Below are 13344 nucleotides of genomic sequence, written 5' to 3'. Positions count from 1 at the left end.
GAGTGGGCGGCGGGTGTCCGTGGCAAAGGGTCTGAAGTTTCCTCCCTCCCCCCCGGCCTGTTCCCGCCGATGTGAAACAGTTGTCGCGTCGCGTGTGGTTCCACGCGTTCGCTTCAACGTCGCGCCGCGCCTCGCCTTGCCTCTGCCTGGGTCTTCACCCCATGGCATTCGGTGCAGATCGCCTGCAGGTTCGTGTCGTCGTCGCTGCCGCCCTCGGCCACGTTGACGATGTGGTCCACCTCAGTTGCCTCGGTGATCCGTCCCTGCTGCTTGCAGGGCTGGCACAGGTACTGGTCCCGCTGCATGACTGCATCCCGCTTCCTACGCCAGGGCCTACCGCCCCTTCCTTTCCCGTAGGTGGGCACCACGGGGGTGGTGGGCTTCAGCCTGCTGGGTGCGCTGGCGATGCGCGGTGCCAGTGTGGTGACCCTCGCCATCAGGGCTTCTCGCTCCTGCGTGCGCTGCAGGTCAGGCTTGTGGCGTCGATGTCCGCACCAGCAATGCGGTACGCGAGCCTCCGCCACCACGACAGCCGCCGGTGTGATTCCACCTCCAGCAACATGCCAGGCATCACCTGCACCTGAGCAACGCACTCGATGCGGGCGCGCCACACGTCGTCGACGCTGGCGACCAGCTCTACCTTGGTCACACCCTTCAGCTCTTGGCCGTCGACCAGCACCTTGGTGCCCTGGGTACGGGTCAGCCCCGACCGGTCGTCCACCGGTGGCGGGATGATCGTGACGATGCCCATCAGCCGAGACTCTGCGACTGCTCGCGATCGCCGGGCAGCAGCTCACCGTCGAGGTTACGGGCTGGCTCTTCCTGCTCTTCCTCGCCTTCAGCTTCCAGCGCCGCCAACAAGGCATCAACCTTTCCTTCCAGTCTGGCGGTGGCTTGGCGCTGCTCTTCCTGCTGCAGCTCTATCCGACGCAGCCGGTCGTGCAGGCTCATCGCATCACCTCGGCACGGTCTGCTGCGATGACTGCCTGGCAGGCGCGGACGTGGTCGTCTGCGTCACGTCCGATTTGAACAAGAGCGCCCGCGACCTCTGCTCGTAGTTGGGCTGCCTGGTCACGTTCGACGGCGCCGGCGACGGCTTGGGACAGGCGAGCGGTGTTGCAGGTGGCGAGGTCGTCGCGCAGCTGGAGACGCCCAGCGCGCAGGTCAGCCACAACAGCAGCAGGAACGGCCGTGGCCGCAGTGCGATCTTCTTCATGCTTGGCTCCGATGGTGGCCAGGGTGTCGGCCTGCCGGTGTTCAGTGGCCCGCACCGACTGCTCTTGCTGTAAAGCTTGCGCGGTACTTGATAGCAACTTGTCAGATGCGTCGCGCTCAGCCTGGTCACCACGCCAAGCCCATCCGGCACCGAACATGCCAGCCGACCAAGCGACGAACACCAGCAGGTAGATGGCGATCCGGTTCATGTCAGGCCCCCGGACCCTTGCGGGTCATACCGAAGAAGTAACCGATGACCATGCCGGTAGCGTTGTTCAGACCGCCGATCAGCATGCCGAACGAGTCCTTGTTCTCCGGCGGGATTGCCACCGCAATTAGGGCGGCCATGGCCATGCCGAGCAGGAACAGCACCAGCACGGCGATGCCGACGCGCGCGGCGCCGATGTTGCGGGTCGCGAAGGTCATGCCGCACCTGCCAGTGAGTGAATTTCCTCCAGCGCCCAGTGATAGAGCGGCTGGTCGATGATGGTCACCCGGGTGAGGCGCTTGCCGCGCACCACCTTCACCGCCACCTGGGTCGACTGCTGGACCGCCAGCAGCACAAACGCAATGCGCTGCTTGGTGGGGTCCGGCTCCTGCAGCACCGCCAGTGCGTCGCTCACCATCTCGCGGATGGCCAGCAGCAACTCGGCGGTCGGGTTCTTGGCCTTCTGGTTCTCCAGCACCACCAGCACGCCCTGCAACTGGTTGACCGGCGAGAGCTTGGCCTTCTTCTTGGTCACCGACATCAGTTGTCCTTGGCAGCGTACCGCAGGTTGCCGGCTACTCGCCGGGTCCAGCCTCGCCCGAACGCGTCGAATGTACCCAGCTTTGCGTAGAACTCCAGGCGCTCCGCGTTGAACAGCAGCACCAGGTCTGCGGGATCTGCCTGAGCAACAGCAGCCAGCGTTCGTGGCCCGATGATCCCGTCGTCAGCGACGCCAGCGGCGCGCTGCAGCCAGCGGACGGCGTTGCCGATCCCGTGGTTCACAGCCGCATCCAGTGCCTGGAAGGCGAACGCCTTGTGCAGCTCGTCGCCCCGCACCCGCTGCCAGAAGTCCCGGCGGTAGATCTCCACTGCGTCAGCGCGGGTCAGCGCCCGGATGTTGAGCTGGGGATAGGAGCGCTTGCTGATGCCCCACTGGGTTTCGCCGCCTGGATCGCGCGGGTCGTTGACGTAGCCGCCCTCATGGGCCAGCACCCGGTCGATGATCTGGTCGAACTGGCTCATGGGGTGTTCCTGCATAGGTGCCCGCCCCGCAACCGGCTGGTGCGCGAGGATGTGGTTGGTCCGGGGGGCTGCGGGCGTAGAGGGCCGATCACCACCGCTGCCTAGGCGCTTCCCTGCGCCGTAGCGCCAGGGATGCAAACCGCCCGGTTGCGTAGACGCCAGCCCCAATCGCCTCACGGCGAGCGGAGGGGGTTTCGGCGCGATGGTTGATCGGTAGATACGACGAAGCCCCGGCGGCTGCCAGGGCTTCGAATGTGGTCATCAGGTGCCGGAAGTGGGTACTTCGCGAAGGTGCCCAGTTTCTAGGCCGCATTGTCTAGACGCAACACCCTGCAGAGCGATCGCACGGCGTCGAGGCTCATATGCTTCCAGCGCGTTTCGCTCAGCCCGTGGTGCCGCAGCACCACTGCCGTTGCCTCGGCCATGGCGCGTTTGTGGTCAGGGTTCGACAGGTTCATCCGGAACCACTCGCCTTGCGTGTGGAACGCCTGAAGCTTGCTGTGGAACAGCGTCTCTGCCTGCCGGGCGCCGCGTGGAAGCTCCAGATACGCCACGTCAGTGATCGGCATCGGACATCCGGTCTGCACCGCGCTGACCCTAGCCGCGAGGTCGGTGGTCACACCGATCTTGCAGAAACTATCTCCACAGCAAGCATCAGCGATCATCATGTAAACGACCATCTTCATGCTGCCATCTCCTTTGAAAGCTGACCCATTACGAATGCCTTTCCGATTGCGAGGTAGTCGTAGTAGGTGGGACGTTTGATATCAATCCCCACGCGCCTCAGGTTCTGCAGCTTCAGCTCCAAGGGCGCGCTCTTCAGGAAGTACTCGCAACGAAGGGTTCGGGCCGGGCGGACGTAGCCGAATGCCTCCATGGCAAGCACGGCGGACTGCACTTCATCGCCAGGCGTGTTGATCAGGATGCCGCGATATCCGCCACCGCCCGGCATGAAACCCTGATGCTCGATCAGCGACTGCAGCACGTTCCGACTTGCGAAACCGATGTTTTCATAGCGGCCGCCGCCGTACTCCTCAGCCCACTGGACCAGGCGCGCTTCGAGCTGCTTTTTATCCATGGGTCACCTCAGCGCGCATCGCGCATGCCATCCAGAACAGCGTCATCGAATCGGAACACCGGCAGCTTCCTGTCGGTGTCGCAGGTACCGGCCCGCTCTGGCCAGCCCTTGCAGTGGAAGCCCTCAGCGCCGGCGGTGCGGAACTGGCAGACCGAGCAGCGGCCGTGCTTTTGCACGTAAGACCGGTAGCGCTTCTGCATGCGCAGTTCGGCCGCCGTCACAGGCCCTCTTCCTTGCGGATGTGCTCGGCCAAGTCCCTGACCTTCCAATCGGAAACCCCGCTGGGGATCGTGACCATCTTCTGGCAGCTGGTGCACTTCACCTTCGTACGGCCTTGCAGCAGGCGAACATGGGCCGAAAGGAGAGACCAGCGCTGGATGAGACTGCTGTCCTCGCGGGCCAGCTGCGCCAATGCCCAGACCGGATTGAGCTTCTCGCCACAGTCCCGGCAAGTCACTTCCGATGCGCGCTCATCCACCAGGAAGTGACTGTGGGCGCAGCTGCCGTAGGTGCGGACGATCGTCAGTTCATTGGCCGGGGCGTCCTTCGGCTTGACCGGCAGCCGAACCACATTTTCGTCACTCATGCTGCTACTCCCATGGCCAGCTGGTGCTCGGCCCAGAGTCCGATCAAGAGCGCGTCGGCCCGGCCGTTGTGCTTCTTCAGGTTCAGCAGGTGTGCTGCATCCGGGAACCGCTTGATGGCAAGCAGCCGCGCCGCGTCCTTGTCCTGGCCGGTCAGTCCGAACCGGCGCTTCCAGCTGGCAGGCTCCGCACGCATGTAGGGAATACCCAGCAGCTCGAATGCTGCCTTGGCCTTGCCGTAATGGTCGCCGAAGTTGAAGGACGACTGGGGACCGGCCTTGCGCTCCTCCTTTCCGTCCGGCCCCTTCCTCGGCGGCATCGCGCGCACCCTTTCGATCACCCCCACTACCTCCGCGCCGGGGTTCTGGTCCTTCGCCGCGCGGATGAACAGAGCGATGCCACGGGCATCGACTTCCTGGTTCTCCCCCACAGTCAGCAGCGGCATGTCGATCACCGGGCCTGGCGCGCCGTCGACCAGCGCGGCGATGGCACCGGTCCGGCCGGGGTCGATGCTGATAATCAGGCGGCTGGTCGCCATGAGGTCTTCTCCAGGTGCTTTTCGATCAGGGTGTTCTGGAGGTCCAGCAGGTAGTCATCGCTGCCGACCTCCAGCCGGAACTTCCGGGGCTGGCGGGCGTAGGACGGTCCGAACAGTTCCTCGCACCGGGCGGCGGACATGCCGCCGAACGGCTCGCCGCGGTGAGACCACGGGTTCAGGCCGATGGTGAAGTCATGCCCGCGCCGCTTCTGGCCGTGCTTCCCGCCAACGGTCAGGTGGTGCTCCTCGGCCGGCACAGGCTTCTCACCGAACCGGATCCCAAGGCTGTGGGCCACGATGCACCCGATGTCCTTGATGGCGTCGAGCCGGGCGAGCTGGGCCTTGGTCTTCTTGCCGGTCGACCTTCCTCGCTTCATGCTTTCCTCCAACCAAAGGGGGAACCATGGACAGGACGATCATCATTGAGACCGCCGCCGCTGCCGGCGATACGCTGGCATGGCTCCAGCTGGCGTCCGCCGTGCTGGTTGGCATCGTTGCGATCTACGTCCCAGCGCGCTTCGCCGCTCGCGATCGTGCACTGAAGCGACAGGAGGCCATACGGCGTGCGAAGAGTTTCGCCCTCCAGTACTTCCACGATCTTGAACTTCTGCGCGACTACCTTCAGAAGACGGCCGAGGTAAACAACTCCATGGTTGGTGCCGTCGATCTTTCCGCCATCGCTGAAGCCCTCACCGGCGCGCGCGATTGCAAGGTTCCCATGGCCGAACTTCACCTGCTGGACGGGGTAGCCGACCCCATCCAAACCGCGTTCGGACTCATCAAACGCGCCGAGTCGTACCAACTCAGGCGCGGTGCTCTCGCACAACGTGGGGAGGACATCAAAGAGCTTGATGATCGACAGGCTCAGTGGCTGGAGACCGCTTACCAGAAGCTCTGCTCGGGCACCCTCACGATGAGAGCTCTCCTCGACTAGCATCATGCCGCCCTCTCCTGCCTCTGCCGGCCGTTGACCATCCGCCAGTAGTCAGCGCGCACGTCGTCCAGCATGACGTGCGCGTAGTGGTCACCGATCCAGGCTGTGATGCCCTTGAAGAAGGCGGCGAAGTCCTCCTCCTCCATCGAATCGAAGGCCAGGGACTGGGCCACCTTCACCGGAATGGTACGGATCTCCGGCAGCACGCCCGACAGCACCTTGCGCGCGCCGGCGCCCAGCACAGTCTCGGCCGCGTCCAGCAGCGCCTTGACCACCGGGCTGGCGTCCATCTCCACCATCTCGCAGCAGATGCCCGACTCCAGCTGCACCTGCTTCAGCGCGGCATGCGCGTCCAGGTCACGGAACGCCTCGACGTTGTCGACCAGCAGGTGCCCGATGACGTGGGCTAGGCGGTGGAACGCGGCATTGCGCGAGGCCTTGATTTCCAGCCGGTACTCATGGCCGACGCGGTAGCCGCGGTCCTTGGCCAGCCTGCGATCGATGTCGTTGCTCGGGGCGAACGCGCCGATCTCCTCGCCTGTGGCCGGATCGACCAGACGCAGGCAGATGGCATAGATGGGCCGGCTGGCCCGCTTCGCGCGAATCTTCCGTGCAGCTGCTGTCATCGCGGTCATGCGTCGTCTCCTGCGGCAAGGTCGCGGCGGCTGCGACGGCGGCGGCCCGAAGCCGGCACGTCGAAGTCATCATCGCCACCGCCGACGGTCGAGGTTCCCTTCAGGCTGTAGTTCGGCCGCGGGCCTGTGTAGTCATCGAAGGCGCTGCACTGCAGCCGGTGCTGCAAGTAGCAGGTCCCGGTTTCGCCCTGGCGGTTCTTCGCCACGATCAGCTCGGAGATCCCCGGCGCGCCGCAGGCATCCTTGCTGTAGTAGTCATCGCGGTACAGGAACGCGATCACGTCGGCGTCTTGCTCGATGGCACCGGACTCGCGCAGATCGGCCATGCCGGGGCGCTTGTCGAGGCTCTTCTCCACGCTGCGATTGAGCTGGGACAGCGCCATCACCGGGCAGTTCAGTTCCTTGGCCAGACCCTTCAGGCGGCGCGAGATGTACGACACCTCGTCGTTTCGGTTCTCCGACTTGGCCTTGCCGGTCAGCAGCTGCAGGTAGTCAACGACGATCAGGCCCAGGCCGCCCGGAACCTTGGCATGCATGCGGGAGGCCCGCGCTGCCAAAGCATCGACCGACAGCGCGCCGCAGTCATCGATCGCCAACGGCAGCGACTGGATGTAGTTGCGGGCCTGCGAGAGGCGCGCCCACTCGTCGTTGTTCAGAGCGCCCTTCTCGCGCATGCGATTCAGGTCGACTCCGGCATGGGCCGCCATCAGCCGCAGGCTCCACTGCGAGGCGGACATCTCCAGGCTGAAGGCCGCGACGTTCCTGCCGCTGGCAGCCGCGTCCTCGGCCCAGTTCAAGGCATGCGCGGTCTTGCCCATAGACGGGCGTGCGCCCAGCACCATCAGGTCGGTCGGCTCCAGGTACGGGATCTTGCGGCGCACGCTGCTCCACTTCGGCACCAGGCCTTGCGTGCCCTCACCGTGGAACCGGGCTTCCATTTCGTCCCAGGCCTTCTGCACGCCACTGCGCACTAGCACCAGGCCGCCGCTGCCACTCGACTTCACGGTCAGGCTTGCCAGCTTCGTCGCCGAGGCAGACACGACCTCCTCCGCCTCATCGTCGCTGGCGGCGTAGGCGTTGTCTGCGATGTCGGTGGTGGTCTCGATCAGCTGCCGCAGCAGCGCCTTGTTGCGCACGATCTCCGCATAGGCACGAACGTTGGCCGCCGAGGGCGTGCTGCCGGCTAGGTCGTAGACGGTGGCCACCAGCTCTTGGGCGCCGATCTCGACGTTGGCCGTGATCCAGTCGCCCACGGTCACCACGTCGACCTCGCGCTTCAGGTCGGCCACGCCGCAGATGCCCTGGTAGATCAGCTGGTGCTCGCGGCGGTAGAAGTCCTCCGCTGCCAGCTGGTCGCGGATCTGAGCCAGCGACTCCCCGACCAGGAGAAGCGCGCCGAGGACCGACTGCTCGGCCGGTACGGAATGCGGCGGCACGCGCAGATGGGCGACGTTGCCCAGGTAGTCGGGCACAGCGTTCACGCCGCCTGCTCCTGCTGGGCCAGCTGATCCTGCCGCTCACGTTCGCGCTCAGCGTCGCGCTCGCGCTTGACCTGCACGCCGCTGGTCGTCAGTTCGCAGCCACCGCCATTCGGGCACCACCAGAGCTTGAACCAGTTCCGGCGCACGGCATCGCGGAAGTGAGCGCGCCAGTCCTTCTGCTGCTTGCCGCTGTCCCGGTGCTTGATGGCGAACTCGCGCCAGGCCAGTGCCACGAACTCCCGGGGGATGCCAGCGTCCTCGGCGAAATCGAAAATCGGGTCATCGGTGCGGATCGGGCGCTCACCGGCAGCCCGACAGGCCTCGATGAAGGCGTTGAAGGTGACCTTCTCCCGCTTGGGCCGGCCAGCCTTGCCCTGGCCAGATTTGCCACCGTCTGCCCCACCGGCGGCAGCCGGGGGGGTATGGGGGGGCTTTTCTCCTTTTCCCTTCCCTTCCTCTCCACTCCCCTCCACTCCGGGGGGGGAGGACTCGTCGAGCCCTCGACGATCATCTGGAGAGAATGCCGGATGCTTGTACGTTGGACGGTCGATTTTCTGGTGCTTCTTCCACCCTGTGACGTGGAGATACTGCTTGTCACCATTGGTATAGAAGACTATCAGTGAATTCGACGACAGCTCGTCGAGCATTCCCTGAACATCCGTCGAGGAGATATCGTCGCCGGGGAAGATTTCAGCCTTCACGGTCTTGGCGCTGGCGACGTGATTGCCGCCGTCGTCGCAAAAATTCCAGAGGCCGATGAAGAGCAGTCGAGCCATCGGCGAGCATTCCATTACCTGCTCGCTGGCCCAGAACTCAGGTTTGATAGAGCGGATGCGGGCCATTACAGCTTCCCCAGGAGATCGTCAGGAACGCCGCCGGCGCGGCGCGCTTCGGCCCTTGCCTGTTCCTCGGCACACCGGCTACGGTGCTCCGCGCGCTCGGCTTCGGTCATGGGTTCGCTGCTGGCGATGACGTCAAGACAGCACTGCAGCTGTCGCAGCGTGTCGGGCCGTGCTTTCATGGGATGTCCTCCGTTTCGGGTGGACACCCACCCTATGGCACGCCGGCGGCGACGGTGCACGCTAACTGCCGCGATGTGGGCCGGGGTTACGCTCATACCCCACCCCGCTCCGAGGCTGCCTCTGCGTGCTGGCTGACCTGCACAAGCGCGGCCATGACCTGCTGGCAGGCGCGCGAGATGGCATCAGCCTCATTCGGGGTGATGCGGTTGTCGGCCATCGCTTCCGAGACCAGCTCGGCCAGATCGCCCTTCGCGGCGGCAGCCGACAGCAGTGCGGTGATCAGGGTGCCGGACTCAGGTGCATCGACACGCTGAGCGATGAAACCGTGCTCCGCGCAGAGCGCGTGCAGGATCCGGTAGTCGCCGGTCTTCCCCATCATGCTGTCCGCCTCCTGGAGGCTCAGCACGTTCCGGTCGTTGTTCGGGTTTACCTTGCCACGCAAGGTGGCGCCGGACATCCGCATGCGCTCGGCAAGCGGCTCACTGCCGCCCGGGTACTGGTGGACGGTGTCGTAGGCGGCATCAGTGACATTCATGGGCGGGTTTCTCGATTGGAGACGGGGCGGCGACGGCGGCGCACGATGGCGCCATGGACAACGTCACATCAGGGATGAAGGGAGTCGCCCTCCTTGCGGTAGGCTGCGGTCACCACACGCACAGCCCGCAAGGAGGGCGACATGAACCAAGGGAACGAACCGATCAGCTTGTTGGCAGTGGCAGAGCGCTTGAAGACGCTGGAACACAGCCACAGCCGCTTGAGTGCACGGACGATGGCGCTGCAGCAGGTCGTCGAGGTGCTGGCCTGGGGCTGCTGGCACGAACGGAGCGAGGTATCCAAGCGACTCCTGGAATCGGGGCAGAAGTCGCTGGCAGCGATCAACACCTGGCCGGAAGAGCTGCAGCAGGAGGTGGTGAACGTCTGGAACCAGGCGTACCAGCAGCTTGCAGATCCGGATGCCGGAGCGTCGTTCATCGGGATTCGCCCCGAGTAACGCCGGTCGCTTCGATCCGAACCTCTCCGGACGCCACATGGAAGGGGCCGTACTCCACCGCCTTGGGCTCGCCCTGGGCGGTGGTATTGACGCTGCCGAACGTCGTGGCGTCGATCATCATTCGATTGGGCAGCGGCTGCCCTGAGCCAGCCTCTGCCCTGCTGGGCTTGATCAGCCAATCCCGCAGCCACAACCTCGGATTCCAGCGATCAGGCAGCATGGGGCGCCTCCTGCTGGTCGTCGTTGGCGGCCGATGGCCAGATATCCGGCCGGAGCTCGGTAAGCGAGACGGCGCCTTCGCTGTGGACGTGCAACTGGCGCACCAGGCCGCCGTCGAAGCGTTGGCCCTTGCTCAGGGCTTTGCGCAGATAACCGATGGAAGTGCCGGCGCGTTTGGCGTATTCCGCCTGCTGGACCGGGCTCAACGTCGAGAGGTAGTTGCGAAGGGTGTCCATGACGCGGAGATTACCATATGGTAATTGCCAGTCAACACCATTTGGTGAATTACCCTGCGGTAACTGAAACTTTGCGGATGAAGACTGACGCCCCGATCGTTGCGACCCGACGCCGACGCCTCCGCGAATGGATCGACCGCCATCATGGCGGCAGCCAAGCGGCCTTTGTTATGGCCACCACGATCAACCAGGGAGAGCTGTCCGGACTGTTGAAAGATAAGTCCTTCGGCGAGAAGAAGGCTGCAGCCATTGAGGCATCCGCGAAGATGCCTGCCGGATACCTTTCGGGTTTGGATGGCGGCCACGTCACGGTCGCAGCCCCTGCGATCACCTCTGATTACGTTCGCGTCGAACAGATCGATGCGGAGGCACAGATGGGAAGCTTGGGGCGCGTCAACGAGGATTTCCCTGAAGTCATCAAGGCGATGGATTTCGCCCCTTCCTACATCAGATCGGTCGTTGGTTTCATGCCACCACCGGGACGATTGAAGCTGGTCACAGGGGTTGGCGACTCGATGTCGCCAAAGATCAAGCCGGGTGAAATGGTGCTGGTCGATACCGGCTGCAACGAGTTCGTCGGCGACGGCCTCTACTTGATCAACACCGGCTATGGACAGCAGATCAAGGCGCTGCAGGCGCAGCCTGATGGGCTATGGGCGCGCAGTACTGATCAGACCCTGTATCCGCCGTTCCGTCTCACTGACGAGGCCATCATCGGCGGTAGGGTCTATTTAATTCAGCGTCTGGAACGCGTCGCCTAGAAACCGTTCACACGATGCAGGAGCGGCGACCTACTGCCGCTCCAACGTTGGCCGGCCACCAGCAGGCCAGACGATGCGGTAGCCCAAGATATCGCCAGCTGCGACAGTGACGTTCTGGAACGTCGAGACGTTCTGACAGAGACCACCGCCGGCCTCTAGCTTCAGGAAGTAAGTTCCTGGCCCCAAGTGCATGCTCGCCGATTCGCCAGGCTTCAACGCGACGACCTTCTGATTGTCTATCAGGATGTCGAACGAGCAACCCCCGCCCGCGAACCCTTTATCGCGAGTCACGTTGATGGTGGCCGAACGATCGGGACTGCTTTCGAGGTAACTGGCGTCATACACCCGAGCGGCTGACACGGATTTCTCGGTTCCCGGGGCGACCGCGGTCGAGGAACATCCGGCGGCAAGCACGGCCAAGAACCCCAGTGCTGAAATCTTCTTCATAAGCCCTCCCTGTAGACCTACGAGTCTACCCGATCGACCCGTACGCCCCTGCGCGGCCTGGGTCGGCCTCTTCTCGCAAAAATATTTACCATTTGGTGTTGACAACAAATTACCGTCTGGTAATTTGTCAGCCGTCGACCAGCACCGTGCTGGACCGCCGGAGCCCGAGATGGACCACACCGCCCACAACACAGCTGTCCAGGATCTTCACCCCGAGGCAGACGTCCGCCGCCAGCGCCGGAACATCCCGGTCCTGATCGGCAACCTGAAGGCCGCTGGCCTGAACATGCCCGGCGTTGATACCGCGTACCGGGCGGCCCTGTTCGCCGGCGCCACCGATGAGATGGCCTGGGAAGCTGCCCGCCGCCATGAGCTGGCAATGATCGGCTTCCCCGATGAGATCTCCGACGCCGGCCTTGACCTGAGCAAGGCCGAGGCGATGCGGAAGCGCCGCCAGGCGCTGATCGATACCTGCCGCTCGCTTCCCAACCCGTTTGCCCTGGGCGCCGATCTGTCGGTGGCGGCATGAGCGCCACCGTCCTCCAGATCCTCGATGACGAAATCGAGGTGATCAGCCAAAGCCTCTCCCGCCACCGCAGCCGTGCTGACCGCACCGCCGCGCGTAAGGGCGGGCGCGACATCCACGCCGACCGGGTCTGCGATTGGGCGGAGTACCGCCGCGACCGATTGCGCGCCGCACGGGCCGAAGTTGCCCGCCTCATCGCCAGCAACCAGCACGCACCCGAAGGAGCAACCGCATGAACACCAACGTTCGCCAGATCCGCGAGTTCCAGGCCGTGCGCGACGCGATCGCCTGCACTGGCCTGAGCCCGGCGCCGCTGTTCCAGCGCCTCAATGCCGAGCAGCGCCGGGGCTATCGCGGCCTGTCTGTGGTCGACAACGCGCTGCGCCTGCGCCGCCAGTTCCGCGACGAGTTCAGCAACCAGCCCGACCCGGAGGCCGCATGAGCTTCGAACAGGCCATCCGAAAGGAGACAGTGTGCATGTCGCTGGAGTTCATCGCCTACGGCGCGGTGATCGGTTTCATCGTCGGTGCGACCGCCGTGCTGATCTTCCAGGACATGTTGCAGGCGGTGATGTCGTGAGCCGCCGCCTCACGTACATCCTCGCGCCGCTGGCCATGTGGGCGCTGATCTGCGGCTTTGCAGCGGCCGGCGTCCTGCTCGCTGTTGTGCACGGCAACTACCTGTCGCTGCTGATGGCCCGCGCCGTCCTGGCCGCTGCCGTCTACCAGACCGCACTGGAATGGTTCCGAGCCGAGAAGGCGCTGGCCGAGCGCCGCAGCGGCATCCAGTCCCTGACGACCGCCATGCCGGTACCGGCGGAAGACCTGCAGTAACCCACTGCCGGCCCGGCCGGCTCAACCGACGAGGTCCACATGTTCCACCTGAAGAACAACCCGGCGGCCGTTTCCAACGTGAACCTGCGCATCGAGAAGCACGGCGATGAGCGGCACCTGGCGGTCGATCTGTCCATCACCACCAGCACCAGCAACCTGGTGCTGGACCACTTCGACAAGGAACTGCGCAAGGCCCTGTTCCGCAAGCCGGGCAAGGGCGAGCAGCAGTCGCTTCCGACCATCGGCGACCACCTGACCGAGATCAAGATCCCGAGCCTGGAGCCCATCAAGGTGGGCCACGAATTCAAGGGCTTCGAGCTGCAGATCGACGGTGAGCTCGACAACACCCAGCCGATCTTCCTGGTGGACGTGAAGCTCAAGAAGTTCGTCATCGCCCCGAAGGAAGGCGGCAGCGTCGAGCTGACGTTCAAGGCCTCGACCAGCGTCACCCCCGACGAGGTGGCCGAGCTGACCGAAGCGCTGATCCGCGAAAACGTGGTCCTGACCCTGCAGCCCGGCCAGGCCAACGAAACCACCCAGCAGGAAGACCTGGCTGCCTGATCCCCCGCCCTGCGCTTCCCCCCTGTGGCGCATGGCTGACAGCCCGGAACAG

30 protein-coding genes are annotated in these 13344 nt (G+C 64.6%); 9 read left to right on the top strand and 21 right to left on the bottom strand.

The features are described from left to right. Positions 1-113 precede the first annotated feature (113 nt). From MG068_RS21155 to MG068_RS08300, 13 genes are all read right to left on the bottom strand, one after another. Entirely contained in the window at positions 114-305 is a 192-nt protein-coding gene (locus MG068_RS21155; protein ID WP_206138691.1) for an HNH endonuclease, read from the bottom strand. 131 nt (positions 306-436) lie between these two features. Then, positions 437-751: a hypothetical protein gene (locus tag MG068_RS08355; RefSeq protein ID WP_132809877.1), complete on the bottom strand. Its 315-nt coding sequence runs from the start codon at positions 749-751 to the stop codon at positions 437-439. Then, positions 751-951, bottom strand: coding sequence for a hypothetical protein (locus MG068_RS08350; protein ID WP_132809876.1), 201 nt, complete (start codon positions 949-951; stop codon positions 751-753). Before MG068_RS08350 ends, MG068_RS08355 begins: the two co-directional genes overlap by 1 nt. Next, entirely contained in the window at positions 948-1424 is a 477-nt protein-coding gene (locus MG068_RS08345) for a lysis system i-spanin subunit Rz (protein ID WP_132809875.1), read from the bottom strand. The genes MG068_RS08350 and MG068_RS08345 overlap by 4 nt, the downstream gene beginning before the upstream one ends. Position 1425: 1 nt before the next feature. Further along, a complete protein-coding gene (locus MG068_RS08340) occupies positions 1426-1641 on the bottom strand; it encodes a hypothetical protein (RefSeq protein ID WP_043034789.1) in 216 nt (71 codons plus the stop codon). Beyond that, positions 1638-1964, bottom strand: coding sequence for a hypothetical protein (locus MG068_RS08335; RefSeq protein ID WP_132809874.1), 327 nt, complete (start codon positions 1962-1964; stop codon positions 1638-1640). Before MG068_RS08335 ends, MG068_RS08340 begins: the two co-directional genes overlap by 4 nt. Then, on the bottom strand, positions 1964-2446 hold the full coding sequence (locus MG068_RS08330; RefSeq protein WP_132809873.1) for a glycoside hydrolase family 108 protein: 483 nt from the start codon (positions 2444-2446) through the stop codon (positions 1964-1966). The genes MG068_RS08335 and MG068_RS08330 overlap by 1 nt, the downstream gene beginning before the upstream one ends. Positions 2447-2748: 302 nt before the next feature. Next, positions 2749-3132, bottom strand: a complete 384-nt coding sequence (locus MG068_RS08325; RefSeq protein ID WP_132809872.1) for a GIY-YIG nuclease family protein — start codon at positions 3130-3132, stop codon at positions 2749-2751. Then, complete coding sequence (locus tag MG068_RS08320) at positions 3129-3524, bottom strand: hypothetical protein (protein ID WP_132809871.1); 396 nt, start codon at positions 3522-3524, stop codon at positions 3129-3131. The genes MG068_RS08325 and MG068_RS08320 overlap by 4 nt, the downstream gene beginning before the upstream one ends. Before the next feature lie 8 nt (positions 3525-3532). Then, positions 3533-3724 carry a hypothetical protein gene (locus MG068_RS08315; protein ID WP_240792122.1) on the bottom strand — a complete coding sequence of 64 codons (192 nt, stop codon included), beginning with the start codon at positions 3722-3724 and terminating at the stop codon, positions 3533-3535. Between the two features lie 17 nt (positions 3725-3741). Continuing rightward, positions 3742-4110: a hypothetical protein gene (locus MG068_RS08310; protein ID WP_132809869.1), complete on the bottom strand. Its 369-nt coding sequence runs from the start codon at positions 4108-4110 to the stop codon at positions 3742-3744. Continuing rightward, the gene (locus tag MG068_RS08305) at positions 4107-4646 is read right to left on the bottom strand and encodes a RuvC family protein (RefSeq protein ID WP_132809868.1); all 540 of its coding nucleotides are present in this window, start codon (positions 4644-4646) and stop codon (positions 4107-4109) included. Before MG068_RS08305 ends, MG068_RS08310 begins: the two co-directional genes overlap by 4 nt. After that, positions 4628-5023 carry a Ref family recombination enhancement nuclease gene (locus MG068_RS08300; RefSeq protein ID WP_132809867.1) on the bottom strand — a complete coding sequence of 132 codons (396 nt, stop codon included), beginning with the start codon at positions 5021-5023 and terminating at the stop codon, positions 4628-4630. The genes MG068_RS08305 and MG068_RS08300 overlap by 19 nt, the downstream gene beginning before the upstream one ends. A 26-nt stretch (positions 5024-5049) precedes the next feature. Here MG068_RS08300 and MG068_RS08295 point away from each other — a divergent pair, with 26 nt between their 5' ends. Then, positions 5050-5580 carry a hypothetical protein gene (locus tag MG068_RS08295; protein ID WP_132809866.1) on the top strand — a complete coding sequence of 177 codons (531 nt, stop codon included), beginning with the start codon at positions 5050-5052 and terminating at the stop codon, positions 5578-5580. A 2-nt stretch (positions 5581-5582) separates the two neighbouring features. Here the strand turns inward: MG068_RS08295 and MG068_RS08290 are convergent, their stop codons facing one another. From MG068_RS08290 to MG068_RS08265, 5 genes are all read right to left on the bottom strand, one after another. Continuing rightward, a complete protein-coding gene (locus MG068_RS08290; protein ID WP_132809865.1) occupies positions 5583-6215 on the bottom strand; it encodes a hypothetical protein in 633 nt (210 codons plus the stop codon). Beyond that, positions 6212-7696, bottom strand: a complete 1485-nt coding sequence (dnaB, locus tag MG068_RS08285) for a replicative DNA helicase (protein WP_132809864.1) — start codon at positions 7694-7696, stop codon at positions 6212-6214. Before dnaB ends, MG068_RS08290 begins: the two co-directional genes overlap by 4 nt. Then, positions 7693-8538, bottom strand: a complete 846-nt coding sequence (locus MG068_RS21150; RefSeq protein WP_206138689.1) for a hypothetical protein — start codon at positions 8536-8538, stop codon at positions 7693-7695. The genes dnaB and MG068_RS21150 overlap by 4 nt, the downstream gene beginning before the upstream one ends. Next, positions 8538-8717 carry a hypothetical protein gene (locus MG068_RS08270; protein ID WP_132809863.1) on the bottom strand — a complete coding sequence of 60 codons (180 nt, stop codon included), beginning with the start codon at positions 8715-8717 and terminating at the stop codon, positions 8538-8540. The genes MG068_RS21150 and MG068_RS08270 overlap by 1 nt, the downstream gene beginning before the upstream one ends. 92 nt (positions 8718-8809) lie before the next feature. Further along, a complete protein-coding gene (locus MG068_RS08265; protein WP_132809862.1) occupies positions 8810-9253 on the bottom strand; it encodes a phage regulatory CII family protein in 444 nt (147 codons plus the stop codon). Between the two features lie 141 nt (positions 9254-9394). On the opposite strand from MG068_RS08265, the gene MG068_RS08260 reads away from it, so the two are divergent. After that, positions 9395-9709 (top strand): hypothetical protein, encoded by a 315-nt coding sequence (locus MG068_RS08260; RefSeq protein WP_132809861.1) that lies wholly within the window; start codon positions 9395-9397, stop codon positions 9707-9709. On the opposite strand, the gene MG068_RS08255 is transcribed toward MG068_RS08260, so the two are convergent. Both MG068_RS08255 and MG068_RS08250 read right to left on the bottom strand, forming a co-directional pair. Beyond that, positions 9687-9929: a hypothetical protein gene (locus tag MG068_RS08255; RefSeq protein WP_132809860.1), complete on the bottom strand. Its 243-nt coding sequence runs from the start codon at positions 9927-9929 to the stop codon at positions 9687-9689. The two genes, MG068_RS08260 and MG068_RS08255, sit on opposite strands and share 23 nt — an antisense overlap. After that, positions 9919-10164, bottom strand: a complete 246-nt coding sequence (locus tag MG068_RS08250) for a hypothetical protein (RefSeq protein WP_132809859.1) — start codon at positions 10162-10164, stop codon at positions 9919-9921. Before MG068_RS08250 ends, MG068_RS08255 begins: the two co-directional genes overlap by 11 nt. A 77-nt stretch (positions 10165-10241) precedes the next feature. Between MG068_RS08250 and MG068_RS08245 the strand changes: the two genes are divergently transcribed. Beyond that, positions 10242-10925, top strand: a complete 684-nt coding sequence (locus MG068_RS08245; protein ID WP_132809858.1) for a S24 family peptidase — start codon at positions 10242-10244, stop codon at positions 10923-10925. Positions 10926-10955: 30 nt separating this feature from the next. Here MG068_RS08245 and MG068_RS08240 read toward each other — a convergent pair whose 3' ends face one another. Beyond that, the gene (locus MG068_RS08240; RefSeq protein WP_132809857.1) at positions 10956-11372 is read right to left on the bottom strand and encodes a hypothetical protein; all 417 of its coding nucleotides are present in this window, start codon (positions 11370-11372) and stop codon (positions 10956-10958) included. A 169-nt stretch (positions 11373-11541) separates the two neighbouring features. Here MG068_RS08240 and MG068_RS08235 point away from each other — a divergent pair, with 169 nt between their 5' ends. Genes MG068_RS08235 through MG068_RS08215 form a run of 6 tightly spaced genes read left to right on the top strand, consistent with a single transcriptional unit; the run spans position 11542 to position 13292 of the window. Continuing rightward, the gene (locus MG068_RS08235; RefSeq protein ID WP_132809856.1) at positions 11542-11901 is read left to right on the top strand and encodes a hypothetical protein; all 360 of its coding nucleotides are present in this window, start codon (positions 11542-11544) and stop codon (positions 11899-11901) included. Continuing rightward, entirely contained in the window at positions 11898-12134 is a 237-nt protein-coding gene (locus MG068_RS08230; RefSeq protein WP_132809855.1) for a hypothetical protein, read from the top strand. The genes MG068_RS08235 and MG068_RS08230 overlap by 4 nt, the downstream gene beginning before the upstream one ends. Further along, positions 12131-12340, top strand: a complete 210-nt coding sequence (locus MG068_RS08225; RefSeq protein WP_049402473.1) for a hypothetical protein — start codon at positions 12131-12133, stop codon at positions 12338-12340. Before MG068_RS08230 ends, MG068_RS08225 begins: the two co-directional genes overlap by 4 nt. Further along, entirely contained in the window at positions 12337-12477 is a 141-nt protein-coding gene (locus MG068_RS21075; RefSeq protein ID WP_165929930.1) for a hypothetical protein, read from the top strand. The genes MG068_RS08225 and MG068_RS21075 overlap by 4 nt, the downstream gene beginning before the upstream one ends. Beyond that, positions 12474-12731, top strand: coding sequence for a hypothetical protein (locus MG068_RS08220; RefSeq protein WP_132809854.1), 258 nt, complete (start codon positions 12474-12476; stop codon positions 12729-12731). Before MG068_RS21075 ends, MG068_RS08220 begins: the two co-directional genes overlap by 4 nt. Positions 12732-12770: 39 nt before the next feature. Continuing rightward, the gene (locus tag MG068_RS08215) at positions 12771-13292 is read left to right on the top strand and encodes a hypothetical protein (RefSeq protein WP_132809853.1); all 522 of its coding nucleotides are present in this window, start codon (positions 12771-12773) and stop codon (positions 13290-13292) included. The last annotated feature ends 52 nt before the right edge of the window (positions 13293-13344 follow it).

It is taken from the genome of Stenotrophomonas sp. ASS1, assembly GCF_004346925.1.
In the GTDB taxonomy this organism is placed as follows: domain Bacteria; phylum Pseudomonadota; class Gammaproteobacteria; order Xanthomonadales; family Xanthomonadaceae; genus Stenotrophomonas; species Stenotrophomonas maltophilia_A.
Note: the sequence above shows the minus strand (reverse complement) of the source record. Positions and strands in the feature narration are given on the sequence as shown.

What these genes read in the sequence shown, in the direction of transcription:
- MG068_RS21155 (WP_206138691.1), bottom strand. Translation starts at nt 305, where the DNA reads ATGCAGCGGGACCAGTACCTGTGCCAGCCCTGCAAGCAGCAGGGACGG.
- MG068_RS08355 (WP_132809877.1), bottom strand. Translation starts at nt 751, where the DNA reads ATGGGCATCGTCACGATCATCCCGCCACCGGTGGACGACCGGTCGGGG.
- MG068_RS08350 (WP_132809876.1), bottom strand. Translation starts at nt 951, where the DNA reads ATGAGCCTGCACGACCGGCTGCGTCGGATAGAGCTGCAGCAGGAAGAG.
- MG068_RS08345 (WP_132809875.1), bottom strand. Translation starts at nt 1,424, where the DNA reads ATGAACCGGATCGCCATCTACCTGCTGGTGTTCGTCGCTTGGTCGGCT.
- MG068_RS08340 (WP_043034789.1), bottom strand. Translation starts at nt 1,641, where the DNA reads ATGACCTTCGCGACCCGCAACATCGGCGCCGCGCGCGTCGGCATCGCC.
- MG068_RS08335 (WP_132809874.1), bottom strand. Translation starts at nt 1,964, where the DNA reads ATGTCGGTGACCAAGAAGAAGGCCAAGCTCTCGCCGGTCAACCAGTTG.
- MG068_RS08330 (WP_132809873.1), bottom strand. Translation starts at nt 2,446, where the DNA reads ATGAGCCAGTTCGACCAGATCATCGACCGGGTGCTGGCCCATGAGGGC.
- MG068_RS08325 (WP_132809872.1), bottom strand. Translation starts at nt 3,132, where the DNA reads ATGAAGATGGTCGTTTACATGATGATCGCTGATGCTTGCTGTGGAGAT.
- MG068_RS08320 (WP_132809871.1), bottom strand. Translation starts at nt 3,524, where the DNA reads ATGGATAAAAAGCAGCTCGAAGCGCGCCTGGTCCAGTGGGCTGAGGAG.
- MG068_RS08315 (WP_240792122.1), bottom strand. Translation starts at nt 3,724, where the DNA reads ATGCAGAAGCGCTACCGGTCTTACGTGCAAAAGCACGGCCGCTGCTCG.
- MG068_RS08310 (WP_132809869.1), bottom strand. Translation starts at nt 4,110, where the DNA reads ATGAGTGACGAAAATGTGGTTCGGCTGCCGGTCAAGCCGAAGGACGCC.
- MG068_RS08305 (WP_132809868.1), bottom strand. Translation starts at nt 4,646, where the DNA reads ATGGCGACCAGCCGCCTGATTATCAGCATCGACCCCGGCCGGACCGGT.
- MG068_RS08300 (WP_132809867.1), bottom strand. Translation starts at nt 5,023, where the DNA reads ATGAAGCGAGGAAGGTCGACCGGCAAGAAGACCAAGGCCCAGCTCGCC.
- MG068_RS08295 (WP_132809866.1), top strand. Translation starts at nt 5,050, where the DNA reads ATGGACAGGACGATCATCATTGAGACCGCCGCCGCTGCCGGCGATACG.
- MG068_RS08290 (WP_132809865.1), bottom strand. Translation starts at nt 6,215, where the DNA reads ATGACCGCGATGACAGCAGCTGCACGGAAGATTCGCGCGAAGCGGGCC.
- MG068_RS21150 (WP_206138689.1), bottom strand. Translation starts at nt 8,538, where the DNA reads ATGGCCCGCATCCGCTCTATCAAACCTGAGTTCTGGGCCAGCGAGCAG.
- MG068_RS08270 (WP_132809863.1), bottom strand. Translation starts at nt 8,717, where the DNA reads ATGAAAGCACGGCCCGACACGCTGCGACAGCTGCAGTGCTGTCTTGAC.
- MG068_RS08265 (WP_132809862.1), bottom strand. Translation starts at nt 9,253, where the DNA reads ATGAATGTCACTGATGCCGCCTACGACACCGTCCACCAGTACCCGGGC.
- MG068_RS08260 (WP_132809861.1), top strand. Translation starts at nt 9,395, where the DNA reads ATGAACCAAGGGAACGAACCGATCAGCTTGTTGGCAGTGGCAGAGCGC.
- MG068_RS08255 (WP_132809860.1), bottom strand. Translation starts at nt 9,929, where the DNA reads ATGCTGCCTGATCGCTGGAATCCGAGGTTGTGGCTGCGGGATTGGCTG.
- MG068_RS08250 (WP_132809859.1), bottom strand. Translation starts at nt 10,164, where the DNA reads ATGGACACCCTTCGCAACTACCTCTCGACGTTGAGCCCGGTCCAGCAG.
- MG068_RS08245 (WP_132809858.1), top strand. Translation starts at nt 10,242, where the DNA reads ATGAAGACTGACGCCCCGATCGTTGCGACCCGACGCCGACGCCTCCGC.
- MG068_RS08240 (WP_132809857.1), bottom strand. Translation starts at nt 11,372, where the DNA reads ATGAAGAAGATTTCAGCACTGGGGTTCTTGGCCGTGCTTGCCGCCGGA.
- MG068_RS08235 (WP_132809856.1), top strand. Translation starts at nt 11,542, where the DNA reads ATGGACCACACCGCCCACAACACAGCTGTCCAGGATCTTCACCCCGAG.
- MG068_RS08230 (WP_132809855.1), top strand. Translation starts at nt 11,898, where the DNA reads ATGAGCGCCACCGTCCTCCAGATCCTCGATGACGAAATCGAGGTGATC.
- MG068_RS08225 (WP_049402473.1), top strand. Translation starts at nt 12,131, where the DNA reads ATGAACACCAACGTTCGCCAGATCCGCGAGTTCCAGGCCGTGCGCGAC.
- MG068_RS21075 (WP_165929930.1), top strand. Translation starts at nt 12,337, where the DNA reads ATGAGCTTCGAACAGGCCATCCGAAAGGAGACAGTGTGCATGTCGCTG.
- MG068_RS08215 (WP_132809853.1), top strand. Translation starts at nt 12,771, where the DNA reads ATGTTCCACCTGAAGAACAACCCGGCGGCCGTTTCCAACGTGAACCTG.